Origin of the sequence: Pseudomonas sp. Irchel 3H7 (assembly GCF_900187605.1) — a bacterium.
Taxonomy (GTDB): Bacteria; Pseudomonadota; Gammaproteobacteria; order Pseudomonadales; family Pseudomonadaceae; genus Aquipseudomonas.
The window spans coordinates 113,147-125,827 of the sequence record NZ_FYEA01000008.1; the positions used below are offsets into that span (position 1 = coordinate 113,147).

The 12,681-nt window shown below is 59.8% G+C and carries 8 protein-coding genes; 5 read left to right on the forward strand and 3 right to left on the reverse strand.

From position 1 onward, the window contains the following. Window positions 1–27: 27 nt before the first annotated feature. The 4 genes from CKW38_RS16640 (at window position 28) to CKW38_RS16655 (ending at window position 7,906) form a co-directional block, all read left to right on the forward strand. Window positions 28–1,767 carry a dipeptidase gene (locus CKW38_RS16640; RefSeq protein WP_095113294.1) on the forward strand — a complete coding sequence of 580 codons (1,740 nt, stop codon included), beginning with the start codon at window positions 28–30 and terminating at the stop codon, window positions 1,765–1,767. Window positions 1,768–2,039: 272 nt separating this feature from the next. Beyond that, window positions 2,040–3,293 carry a multidrug efflux RND transporter periplasmic adaptor subunit MexE gene (mexE, locus tag CKW38_RS16645; RefSeq protein WP_007914931.1) on the forward strand — a complete coding sequence of 418 codons (1,254 nt, stop codon included), beginning with the start codon at window positions 2,040–2,042 and terminating at the stop codon, window positions 3,291–3,293. Window positions 3,294–3,308: 15 nt separating this feature from the next. Then, a complete protein-coding gene (locus tag CKW38_RS16650; RefSeq protein WP_007914933.1) occupies window positions 3,309–6,488 on the forward strand; it encodes an efflux RND transporter permease subunit in 3,180 nt (1,059 codons plus the stop codon). Then, the gene (locus CKW38_RS16655) at window positions 6,485–7,906 is read left to right on the forward strand and encodes an efflux transporter outer membrane subunit (RefSeq protein WP_007914935.1); all 1,422 of its coding nucleotides are present in this window, start codon (window positions 6,485–6,487) and stop codon (window positions 7,904–7,906) included. Before CKW38_RS16650 ends, CKW38_RS16655 begins: the two co-directional genes overlap by 4 nt. Before the next feature lie 195 nt (window positions 7,907–8,101). On the opposite strand, the gene CKW38_RS16660 is transcribed toward CKW38_RS16655, so the two are convergent. From CKW38_RS16660 to CKW38_RS16670, 3 genes are read right to left on the reverse strand one after another with little or no spacing between them, the layout of a single operon-like run. Beyond that, window positions 8,102–9,046, reverse strand: coding sequence for an HlyD family secretion protein (locus tag CKW38_RS16660; RefSeq protein WP_007914936.1), 945 nt, complete (start codon window positions 9,044–9,046; stop codon window positions 8,102–8,104). A 4-nt stretch (window positions 9,047–9,050) separates the two neighbouring features. Continuing rightward, window positions 9,051–9,251: a DUF1656 domain-containing protein gene (locus CKW38_RS16665; RefSeq protein ID WP_007914938.1), complete on the reverse strand. Its 201-nt coding sequence runs from the start codon at window positions 9,249–9,251 to the stop codon at window positions 9,051–9,053. Continuing rightward, the gene (locus CKW38_RS16670) at window positions 9,241–11,376 is read right to left on the reverse strand and encodes an FUSC family protein (RefSeq protein ID WP_095113295.1); all 2,136 of its coding nucleotides are present in this window, start codon (window positions 11,374–11,376) and stop codon (window positions 9,241–9,243) included. The genes CKW38_RS16665 and CKW38_RS16670 overlap by 11 nt, the downstream gene beginning before the upstream one ends. Window positions 11,377–11,547: 171 nt before the next feature. On the opposite strand from CKW38_RS16670, the gene CKW38_RS16675 reads away from it, so the two are divergent. Then, the gene (locus tag CKW38_RS16675) at window positions 11,548–12,603 is read left to right on the forward strand and encodes a tetratricopeptide repeat protein (RefSeq protein ID WP_007914942.1); all 1,056 of its coding nucleotides are present in this window, start codon (window positions 11,548–11,550) and stop codon (window positions 12,601–12,603) included. Window positions 12,604–12,681 lie beyond the last annotated feature (78 nt).

A 12,681-nucleotide genomic window follows, 5' to 3' on the forward strand; every position in this document is an offset into this window, starting at 1 on the left:
CTGCCCTGCAAAGGAATGCCCTTCGTAATGAATGTCCCTTTCAAAAAACTGGCTGCCACCACGTTGATGTTGGCCGGCCTTGCCGTGTTCACTGCGCCCGCGCAAGCCAATATCACCCCGCAACAGAGCGCTGAAATCCTCAAGACCTACAGTGCAGACAAAGCCACAGACTTCCGTCAGTTCCTCGGCAGCCTGGGCAAGAGCGATCTGGCGAAAACCGCCGACATTGGCTCGGCGATTGGCGCGTACCTTGATAACAAGACCCTGACCGCCGAGCAGCAGAACGAAATCTATCGTCTGCTGGGTATCTACACGCGCGCGAAATACAGCGCCGCCGCCACCGAAACCCTGCGCGAACTGGTCGAGATCCCGACTTATCGCAAGGACGGCGTCGAACAGCACGACAACCCGGAATTCACTAAGATCGCGGCGAAGATTCAGAGCCTTGCCGAGTCGTTCAATCTGAAATTCCGCAACATCGACAATCGTGTCTACGAGATCTCCCTCGACGGTACGGGCGATGAAGTCGTCGGCATTCATGCGCACGCCGATGTGGTGCCGGTGACGCCGGAAAACTGGGTGCTCAAGGATGGCACCCGCCTCGACCCGTTCAAGATCACCCTGATCGGCGATCGCATGTACGGTCGTGGCACCGAGGATGACAAGAACGGCATCGTGGTCACGCTCTATGCCATGAAAGTCATCAAGGAAGAAAAGCTGCCGCTGGTGCGCAACTTCAAGCTGTTGGTCGACACCACTGAAGAAACCACGGGTGACGCGATTCCCTACTACTTCGAACGCAATCCGACACCGAACTACAACTTGGCGCTGGACGGCGGTTACCCGGTGGTGATTGCCGAGAAAGGCTACGGCACCGTCATGGCCAACTTTGCCAAGCGCAAAGGTGAAGGCAAAGGTGCGGAAATCATCTCGATGACCGGTGGCCTGGCGACCAACCAGATTCCATCAGCGTCTGTCGTCACCCTGGTCACCGATAAGCCTGCGGAGCTGGCCGCCAGTCTGCAGAAGGCCGGTGACGAGTTTGCCAAGCGTAATGGCGGCGATTTCCAGGTGAATGCCAAGGTTGATGGCAAAGACGTCAAGCTGACCGTGACTGGCGTATCTGCGCACTCCTCCGAGCCAGAGTCCGGGGTCAACCCGGTCGCACGGATGCTGGTCTTTATCAATAGCCTTGATGGCAAAGTCGCGTTCAAGCACAACCACATCACCGATGCCGCGCGTTACGCCGCCGACAACTGGGGTCTGGATTACCTCGGTAACAAGCTGGGGGTCGGTTTCTCCGATGCTTTCATGGGGCCGCTGACAACGTCGTTGACCTACGTCGGAATGGATGACAAAGCCTTCAAACTCGCGGTCAACCTGCGCGTTCCGAAGGGCAAGTCGCCGGAGAAGCTCAAGGCTGAAATCGCTGAGAAACTGGCGGCGTGGAGCAAGAAATCCCACGTAGCGGTTGCGTTCGACTACTCGATTGCCGAGCCGATGTACCGCAATCCTGAGGGCGAATGGGTCAAGGCACTGTTGGCGGTTTCGACAGAAAACCTCGGCATGAAACACGAGTTCGGCACTTCCGCCGGCGCCACTTCGGTGCATGAACTGCCGAATGGCGTGCAATTCGGTTTGGCCATGCCAAATGTGAAGTACACCGGTCACACTGATGGCGAGTTCAAGACCGTGGAGCAATTCCAGCTGGATCTGCAGATCGTGACGGAAATGATCGGACGTATCGGCCAGTTGCCGAAACTCTGATCACATTGCCGAACCCGCCGCCATGGCGGGTTCGGCATTTTTAATCCCCGCATAATCCCCGCCGCGCAGCCTCGCTCCTGACTTTTGCAGGTCAGGCAACAGAGAATTGCCGTGAGAGAGATTGATAGCCACCTAACGAAAGGTGCATGCTAGAGGGCTCGTTCGGGTCTTATATCATTCCGAATGATAGTTACCTTTGCTTCATTCGATTCGTGCCATCACACCCCGCCGAGCATCATCCGCCCATCTTCAATACATTGGCGGATGCATCCATGGAACAGTCACTCAAACATTTGCGCTTCCCGTTGGCCATGTTGGCCGTACTGGTGATGAGCGCCTGCGGCAAGACTCCGGAGACTGCCGCCACTATGCCCGCTGCGAAAGTCAGCGTGGCCAAGGTGATCGAACAACCGGTCAACGAGTGGGACGAATTCACCGGGCGCCTCGAAGCGCCAGAAACCGTTGAAATCCGTCCACGGGTCTCCGGCCAGATTGACGAGGTGGCTTTCACCGAAGGCGCACTGGTCAAGAAAGGCGACCTGCTGTTTCAGATCGACCCGCGTCCGTTCCAGGCTGAGGTGCGCCGCCTCGAAGCATTGGTCGCCCAGTCCCGCGCCAACGCCACCCGCAGTGAAAACGAAGCCGGACGTGGTGAGCGTCTGCGCGCCAGCAACGCCATTTCCGCCGAACTGGCCGACTCGCGCACCAGCGCTGCACAGGAAGCCCGCGCCGCCGTCGGTGCCCTGCAAGCGCAACTGGATCTGGCCAAACTGAACCTCAGCTTCACCCGCGTGACCGCGCCGATCAGCGGCCGCGTCAGCCGTGCCGAAATCACTGCCGGTAACCTGGTGACCGCCGACACCACTCCATTGACCAGCGTGGTTTCCACCGACCGTGTCTACGCCTACTTCGACGCCGACGAGCGCGTGTTCCTCAAATACACCCAACTCGCCCGTAACGGTCAGCGCGGTGCCACCACTCCGGTGTACATGGGCCTGTCCAACGAAGACGGCAATCCGCACCTCGGCCAGATGAACTTCGTCGACAACCAGGTCAACCCGAAAACCGGCACCATTCGTGGTCGCGCGGTGTTCGACAACCGCGACGGCACCTACACCCCGGGCCTGTACGCACGCCTGAAACTGGTCGGCAGCGGTACCTACAACGCCATGCTGATCAACGACGAAGCGGTCGGTACCGACCTCGGCAAGAAGTTCGTGCTGGTGATGGATGCGGACAACAAAACCGCGTACCGCGCCGTCGAACTGGGTCCGAAAATCGAAGGCCTGCGCATCGTCCGTAACGGCCTGAACAAGGACGACACGATCATCGTCAAGGGTCTGCAACGGGTTCGCCCTGGCTCACCGGTCACTCCTGAAGTGGTGCCCATGGCCAGCGAACAGACCATCGCGGCACTCGCTCAACAACGTCAAGCGCTGGAAGCCAGCAACCTGCCCAAAGTCGCCCCTGCCAAAGGTGCGTCCGGTTCGGTTGTGAAGCTGGCTGCTACGACCCCACGCGGTTAAGGGACGACAACTCCGATGAATTTTTCCCAATTCTTCATTTCACGGCCGATCTTCGCAGCGGTGCTGTCGCTGTTGATCCTGATCGCCGGTGCGATCTCGCTGTTCCAGCTACCGATCAGCGAATACCCGGAAGTCGTGCCACCGACCGTGGTGGTACGTGCCAACTTCCCGGGCGCCAACCCTAAAGTCATCGGTGAAACCGTGGCCGCTCCGCTGGAGCAGGCCATCACCGGCGTCGAGAACATGCTGTACATGTCCTCGCAGTCGACCGCCGACGGCAAGATCACCCTGACCATCACCTTCGCTCTGGGCACTGACCTGGACAATGCGCAGGTGCAGGTGCAAAACCGGGTGACCCGTACCGAACCGAAGCTTCCCGAGGAAGTGACGCGCATCGGTATCACCGTCGACAAGGCCTCGCCCGACCTGACCATGGTTGTGCACTTGACCTCCCCGGACAAGCGCTACGACATGCTCTACCTGTCCAACTACGCGATCCTCAACATCAAGGATGAGCTCGCTCGTCTGAACGGTGTTGGTGATGTGCAGTTGTTTGGTATGGGCGATTACTCGCTGCGGGTCTGGCTCGATCCGAACAAGACCGCTTCGCGCAATCTGACCGCAACGGATGTGGTCACCGCGATTCGTGAGCAAAACCGCCAGGTCGCGGCCGGTCAATTGGGTGCGCCCCCTGCCCCGAATGCCCAGAGCTTCCAGCTGTCGGTCAACACGCAGGGCCGTCTGGTCAGCGAGGAAGAGTTCGAGAACATCATCATTCGTGCAGGCGACGACGGTGAAATCACTCGTCTCAAAGACATCGCTCGCGTTGAACTCGGTTCCAGTCAATACGCCCTGCGCTCGTTGCTGGACAATCAGCCGGCGGTAGCCATCCCGATCTTCCAGCGTCCAGGCTCCAATGCCATCGACATCTCGAACGACGTTCGGGCGAAAATGGACGAGTTGAAGAAAGGCTTCCCGCAAGGCATGGACTACAGCATCGTCTATGACCCGACGATCTTTGTGCGCGGCTCGATCGAGGCGGTGGTTCACACCCTCTTCGAAGCACTGATTCTCGTGGTACTGGTGGTGATCCTGTTCCTGCAAACCTGGCGCGCCTCGATCATTCCGTTGGTGGCGGTGCCGGTATCGTTGATCGGTACGTTTGCGGTGATGCACCTGTTCGGCTTCTCGCTCAATGCGCTCTCGCTGTTCGGCCTGGTGCTGGCCATCGGTATCGTGGTGGACGACGCCATCGTGGTGGTGGAGAACGTCGAGCGCAATATCGAGCTCGGATTGAATCCGGTCGAAGCCACCAAGCGCGCCATGCGTGAAGTGACCGGCCCGATCGTTGCCACGGCTCTGGTGCTGTGTGCGGTGTTCATTCCGGCAGCGTTCATCTCCGGTCTCACCGGGCAGTTCTACAAACAGTTTGCACTGACCATCGCCATCTCGACCGTGATCTCGGCGTTCAACTCGCTGACCCTCTCGCCAGCACTGGCCGCTGTGTTGCTGAAAAGCCACGACGCACCGAAAGACCGCTTCTCCAAAGTGCTCGACAAGATCTTCGGTGGTTGGCTGTTCCGTCCGTTCAACCGCTTCTTCGACCGCGCCAGCCATGGCTACGTCGGTACGGTGGGCCGGGTTATCCGCAGCAGCGGCATCGCCCTTCTGCTCTACGCCGGTCTGATGGTCCTGACCTTCTTCGGTTTCTCCAGCACGCCGACCGGTTTCGTACCCGGCCAGGACAAGCAATACCTGGTGGCCTTCGCACAACTGCCGGATGCTTCGAGCCTGGATCGCACCGAAGACGTGATCAAGCGCATGTCCGAGCTGGCGCTGAAACAGCCAGGCGTGGAAAGCGCCGTTGCGTTCCCGGGGCTGTCGATCAACGGTTTCACCAACAGCCCGAACGCCGGCATCGTCTTCGTGACGCTGAAACCGTTCGACGAGCGTAAAGACCCGAGCATGTCCGCCGGTGCAATTGCCGGTGCCTTGAACGGCCAATATGCGAACATTCAAGAGGCGTACATGGCGATCTTCCCGCCACCGCCGGTACAAGGTCTGGGCACCATTGGTGGTTTCCGTCTGCAAATCGAAGACCGGGGCAACCTGGGCTACGACGAGCTGTACAAAGAAACCATGAACATCATTAACAAGAGCCACAGCGTGCCGGAACTGGCGGGCCTGTTCACTAGCTACACGGTGAACGTGCCACAGGTCGATGCCGCCATCGACCGTGAAAAAGCCAAGACCCACGGCGTGGCCGTCAGCGACATCTTCGACACCCTGCAGATCTACCTGGGCTCGCTGTATGCCAACGACTTCAACCGTTTCGGGCGCACCTATCAGGTCAACGTTCAGGCCGAGCAACAGTTCCGCCTCGAATCCGATCAGATCGGTCAGCTGAAAGTGCGCAACAACAAAGGCGAAATGATCCCGCTGGCGACCTTCATCAAGGTCAGCGACACCTCGGGCCCGGATCGCGTGATGCACTACAACGGCTTCATCACCGCAGAAATCAACGGTGCGGCAGCTCCCGGTTACAGCTCCGGCCAAGCCGAGAAAGCCATCGAGAAACTGCTGAAAGATGAACTGCCGAACGGCATGACCTACGAGTGGACCGACCTGACCTACCAGCAGATTCTGTCCGGCAACACCGCGTTGTTCGTGTTCCCTCTCTGCGTACTGCTGGCGTTCCTGGTGCTCGCCGCTCAATACGAAAGCTGGAGCCTGCCATTGGCGGTAATCCTGATCGTACCGATGACCCTGCTGTCGGCCATCACCGGCGTGATCATCTCGGGCGGTGACAACAACATCTTTACCCAGATCGGCCTGATCGTACTGGTCGGACTTGCCTGTAAGAACGCGATTCTGATCGTCGAGTTCGCCAAGGACAAACAGGAAGAAGGCCTCGACCCGCTCGCTGCGGTACTGGAAGCCTGCCGTCTGCGTCTGCGGCCGATCCTGATGACTTCCTTCGCGTTCATCATGGGTGTGGTGCCGCTGGTGTTCTCCAGCGGTGCCGGTGCCGAGATGCGTCACGCCATGGGTGTGGCAGTGTTCTCCGGGATGCTCGGGGTGACCTTCTTCGGTCTGTTGCTGACACCTGTGTTCTACGTACTGATCCGTAACTTTGTCGAACGCGGTGAAGCCCGCAAAGCGGCCAAAGCTCTGAAACTGGAGGCGCAACAATGAGTCTGAAAGTCTTCCTGCCGAGTCTGCTGGTGCTGGCCCTCAGTGCCTGCGCCGTCGGCCCCGACTACAAGACCCCAGCCACGGAGGCGGCCAACATCACGGCCGTCACCGACGGCGCCGCCGGGCAAAAGAACTTCGACCGCTCGAAATTCGAAGGCATCTGGTGGCAGCAATTCGACGATCCGACCCTTAACCAGTTGGTGACCCAATCGCTGCAAGGCAACCGTGAACTGCGCGTGGCGTTCGCCCGCTGGAAAGCCGCCCGGGCGATCCGCGACGACGCCAGCAACGATGCGATGCCGACCATCACCAGCCGCGCCAGCAGTGATCTGGCCAAGGGGCAAATCCCTGGCCAGACCACCGACCGGGTCAATAGCGAACGCTATGACCTCGGTCTGGACATGGCTTGGGAGCTGGATCTGTTTGGCCGCATCCAGCGCAATCTGGAAGCCAGCAACGCCGACCAGCAAGCGGCCGAAGCCGATCTGTATCAACTGCAAGTCACCATGATTGCCGAACTGGTCGATGCTTACGGTCAACTGCGCGGTGCCCAGCTGCGCGAAAAGATCGCCGTGGCCAACCTGAACAATCAGGTGGAGTCGCGCAAGATCACCATCAGCCTGCGAGACGCCGGTGTCGGTGATCAGCTCGATGTCGAGCGCGCCGATGCGCGTCTGGCCAACGTTGAAGCCACCGTGCCGCAGTTGCAGGCGGAACAGGTTCGGCAGAAAAACCGCATCGCCACCCTGCTCGGTGAGCGTCCGGACAAGCTGACCGTCGATCTGAGCCCGAAAGACTTGCCGGCGATTGCCAAGGCCTTGCCGATCGGAGATCCGGGCGAACTGCTGCAGCGTCGGCCGGACATTCTCAGCGCTGAACGCAATCTGGCTTCGGCCACGGCGCGTATCGGCGTGGCGAAAGCCGATCTGTTCCCTCGGGTCAGCCTTAGCGGCTTCCTCGGCTGGACGGCCGGGCGTGGTTCGCAGATCGGTTCCTCGGCGGCCAACGCCTGGGCACTCGGCCCGAGCATCACGTGGGCGGCGTTCGACCTTGGCAGCGTACGCGCCCGTTTGCGTGGCGCCGATGCTGAAGCCGAAGGCGCACTGGCGACTTACGAGCAACAAGTGCTGCTGGCCCTGGAAGAGTCGGAAAACGCTTTCAGCGATTACGGCAAACGCCAGCAACGCCTGATCTCGCTGATCCGTCAGAGCGAATCGAGCCGCAAGGCTGCCGACCTGGCTGAAATTCGCTATCGCGAAGGCACGACTGACTTCCTCGTGCTGCTCGACGCTCAACGTGAACGGTTGAACGCCGAAGACAGTCAGGCCCAGGCCGAAGTTGACCTGTATCGCGGCATTGTCGCGATCTACAAGGCCCTTGGCGGCGGCTGGCAACCGGAGACTGTTGCCAGCAAGTAATCGATTGTTAAAGAGCTCCTTTGGTTGGCCGCAACCAACCAAATTTTTTGCCCCGCGTATCATTCGGTCGCGGGGCTTTTTTATGCCTAGAAAATCACACCCTCTTCTGTAAGAGCTGCCGCAGACTGCGATCTTTCGACTTTGCTTTAAAGGAGCAGATCAAAAGATCGCAGCCTGCGGCAGCTCCTACAGGGATCAGTTTTCCAGCACGGTGACGGTCGCTGTGGTGCCCGCACGCAAACGGTTTTTGCCGGCGTAGTCGCCATCGATTTCGATCCGTACCGGCACCCGCTGCGCCAGTTTCACCCAGGTGTAACTCGGGTTGATGTTGGCCAGCAGCCGACTGCCCGGCGCGTTCTCCCGGTCGGCAATGGCGAAGGCAATGCTCTGCACCGTACCGCCGAAGGTCTCCCCACTCATCAATTGCACCCGCACCCGATCGCCCTCACCGATTCGCGGTAGTTTGGTTTCTTCGAAATAACCGCTGATGTAGAACGAATCACTGTCGACCAGCGCCAACAACGCGCCGCCACTCACTGCGTAGTCACCTTCGCGAGTCAGCAGGTTAGTGACATAGCCACTGACCGGTGACTCGACGCGGGTGCGCTGCAAGTCCAGTTCGGCCTGAGTCATCGCGGCAATCGCCAACTGCACATTGGCTTCGGCCAGGCCGAGATTGGCCTGATTACGTAAAAGATCGGCCTGGGCCACCGCTACATCGGTACTGGATTTCTCCCACTCTTCCCCGGAAATCGCAAAACCCTGCTTGAGCGTACGCCGCCTACGCTCTTCGCTTTGCCGCTGTTTGAGCAAGGCTTCACTGGCAACGATTGCCGCTTGCGACTGGCCCAGCGTCGCCTTGGCCACTTCCACTGAACGTCGCGAATGCTCCACCGCCAACCTGTAACGCGCCGGGTCGATCTCCATCAACAGTTGCCCCTTGTCGACATGCTGGTTGTCCTGCACCGCCAGCCTGACAATGCGCCCCGAGACATCCGCCGACAGCGTCACCACATCCGCCCTCACCCGGGCATCGCGAGTCCACGGTGCGCGGGTGTAATGCTCCCAGGCGAACCAGCCGAGCACGATCGCCAGCAACACCACCGCCAACGTGATCAATCGCGTGAATAACACTTTCAAGGCATCAGGCTCCCATCAGCAAAATCAGCGTGGCACAGACGCAGGCATATAGGGCGCCTTCGAACAGCGCTTCATGCCAGACCAGGCGCAGCACACCCAGACGCCGCAATCCCCAGTCGAGCAGCATGAATATCGGTATGGCCAACAATAGCGCCTGGGCAATGGGCGGCAGGTAGACACCGCCAATCTCGAAATCAATGGGCAAGGGCTGCTTCTCCTTCCGGGACAGATTGCTGGATGGCGTCACCGTGGCGCTGCAGGAATGACACGACGATCAACAGGGCCACGCGCATGCGAAACAACGACCACACATGCTCATGACTGGCGACGTGCAATTCATCCAGTTCGTCGCCCAGTGTATGCAGCGTGGTCAGCAGTGGTGCCAATTGCACATCCTGACGCCCGGCGACAAAACGCCCGGTTTTGCGCACGGCCGAAGCAAGACGCTGATTGAAGGTGTCTGTCAGCAGCGCATTGTTGTGTGCCTGCTGACGCAGTTGATGCATCGCCACACCCAGCGCAACACACGCCAGGCTGATTTCGTAAAGTTGCTGCATCGCGCGGCTGTTCACCGCCGGCAGCAGGCCGAGCATGCTGGTCAGACGATCGACCATGCGGCTTTCGAAGGCGAACTGTTGTTCATCGGTCGCGGGGGTTTTGGTTAGCGCATACACCTGCTCGCGCGCTTCGTTGTACAAGCGACGAAGGCGCCACGCCGGGCGAAACGGGAAAATCCACGCGTAAACAATCAGGGCAAGCATGGCCGCACTGACGTAGGCGCCGGCGAACTCGAACCATTGAATCGCCGTGTTCTGCCCGGTACCGACATTCTGCGGGCCGATCATCAGGAAACTCGACAACCCCAGTCCCATGCCGATGCCCGCCGTCGCCGGGCTGGCAAGACCAATTGCGATCACATACAGCAGCGGGGCCAGCAGTAATGCCAACAGCTCGAAATCACTGACCGCCGGCACCAGCATGAATTGATAGAACGCCGAGACCACCAGCGCGAGCCCCAAGCCTCGGGCGTAACTTTGCGCGGCCATCAGTGGACGCGGGAAAGTAGCCATCAGCGAACAGAGGATTCCCACCAGAATCATCCCGCCCCGCGCACCGTCCCACGCGGTTTCGATCCAGATCAACCCGGCCACCAGCAACGCAGTGAAAGCGCGAATCGCGTTCATCGACGCCAGGGTGAAGTCCAGATGCAACGGGCTGACCTGACCGCGATAGAGGCAACTGGCCTCGCGCCCTTCCTGGATGGCATCGCTCAATTCGAGGATTTGCTCCAGTTGCTGCAACAGCCGCGCCTGTTCCCAGCGCAGCGCCCAGGCCAGCGAACGTAGCGTGGCACTCATGTCTTCAGTCAGTTGTTCGGCCTGATAAGCGAGCGCCTCGAACTGATGCTGCAGCGTGATAAACCGGTGACGTGTGGGCTCGGGCAATGATCGCCCCTGCTCCGCCAACTGATCGAGGAGCGCCAGTTCGTCCGCACGCAGTCGCTGGATATCCAGCGGCAGCTCCCCCTCCCAACGTTCGGTGAGCAGTTCGCGTTGATGGCGCAGCGCGGTTAATCGCGAGGTCAACAGCATCAGTTGATTGCCCAACAGCAGCACCAGATGGTTGGCGCTGCGCAATCGTGGTGCATCGAAATACAAGTGTCGCCGCAAGCCTTCAAGTGCGCTGATCTCCCCCAGCAGTTGCATTTGCCGGCGCTGGAAATCGGCCTCGCTTTCTTCCGTGCGAAGCACCGCCGCTGCGTGGCTGGCGGCCAGTTTGATCAGTTGATCGACTTTGGCGAAATAACCCTTGGCCACCGCTTGCGGGCGCGCTGTCAGCAGGCTGACGACACACACGCACGCCACGGCCAGCAAGGTTTCGGTCACGCGGGTAACCGCCAGTAAAAACGTACCGTCCTGATCCGGAATCGCCAGTAACGCCACCACCACGGCAGTGTAACCACTGAGCACAAATGCTTGAGAGCTGGTGTAGCGCAGCAACGTACCGCCCGCCGTGCACAGCGCCAGCCATAGGGCCAGAGTGGTAATGAATGGCAGCGGTGCCTGGGGAAAGATCGCCATGATCAACACCGCCACCGCCGCCCCGAGGGTCGTACCGATCACCTGACCGAAACTGCGCGCCAGTGCCATCCCGGCCAACGGCTGGCTGACGATGACTACCGCCATGATCGACCACTTGGGCTGGTCGAGATCGAACAAAAAGGCCAGATACAAAGTCAACAATCCCGCCGCGATGGTTCGCAGGGCAAACAGCAGGACGGCCTGACCGGGATGGATCACGGCCTTGAAATAATTGAACAGGGCTTGCATGGGCACACTCATCGAAGCGACTTCTGCAAGCGTAGACACTGCATCGAAAGCCTGACGGGTAACTGAGTCGACGCAGCTTGTAGGGCGATTCGCATGCACAGGGTTTGACTCGTGGCCCGCGCTGACCGAAGCTTGCCGTTCTGCTCAAGAACGCCTGTTTCGGAAACCTGCATGCCTCAGTCGCGCCGCTACCTGCTTATCAGCCTGGGCCTTGTGCTTGTCGTCATTGTCGCGTGGTTGTCCGTGCGCAGCACCGTGCCGGTCATACCCGATGCGATCAAACACGGCTATAGCGAAGCGCTGGATGCCGCGCGCAAGGGTCAACCGGGCGCGGCGCGTCAGCTATATCAACAGCTGGGCCGTCCGGACATCTCGGTCAAGCGCCGCGTGTGGCTGCATGGCGAGCTGCCTAACTATCCGAGTCCACAGGCGTTGAAGCTGGCCGACACCGACCTGCAAAACGAATCCCCCGCCGTGCGGCTGGCGGCGATCAAAAGCGTGGTGGGGCTGGTGCCAGGCGGGCAACGCAGCCTGTTGCTCGGGCCAATGCTCGATGATGAAGATCAAACCGTGCGCTTTGCCGCCATCAACGCTCTGCTCGGCTTGACCCCGGATGAACTGGGTCTGTACTTCGCACCGCTGCAACAAGCAATCGACGGCTGGGAACAAACGCTCAAGGCGCAACCGGAAAGCGCCGCCAACTACGCGCAAATCGCTCGGCTGCATCTACACAACGCCGAACTCAAGGAGGCGCAGGTCGCGCTCGATAACACCCTGCGCCTGGAGCCCGGCAATCTGCAGGCGCTGGTGATGCAGATCGATGTCCTCGACCGCCAGGGCCAGACCGACGCCGCCCGGCAATTGCTGGGGCAACAACTCAAAGCGCAACCCGATTCTGCTTATCTGCAACATGCTCTGGGTCTTTGGCTGTTACACCACGATCAGCGCGAATACGCCCTGCTCGGCTTGTCCAAGGCCGTCGAACTTGAGCCAGATAACAAGGATTACCGCTACGACCTCGCCACCACTCTGCACAGCGCCGAAGAACTGGAAGCGGCACAAAAGCAATTGCAGGAAATCGTCCAGCGCCACCCCGCTGACCGCAAGGCGCGGGTCTTGTTGATCAACTACTGGAAAGAAAGCGGTCAACTGCAGAATGTGCAGATTCTGTTGGCGCAACTGGAACAACTCAACCCGGATGACCCGGCCTTGCAGCAAGGCCTCTGACCCACTTTCGACAGCTCTTTCGACACATCTCGCAAGGAATTTCGGAACTGCCATCACGCCAAAGGGTCAAGTTAATCA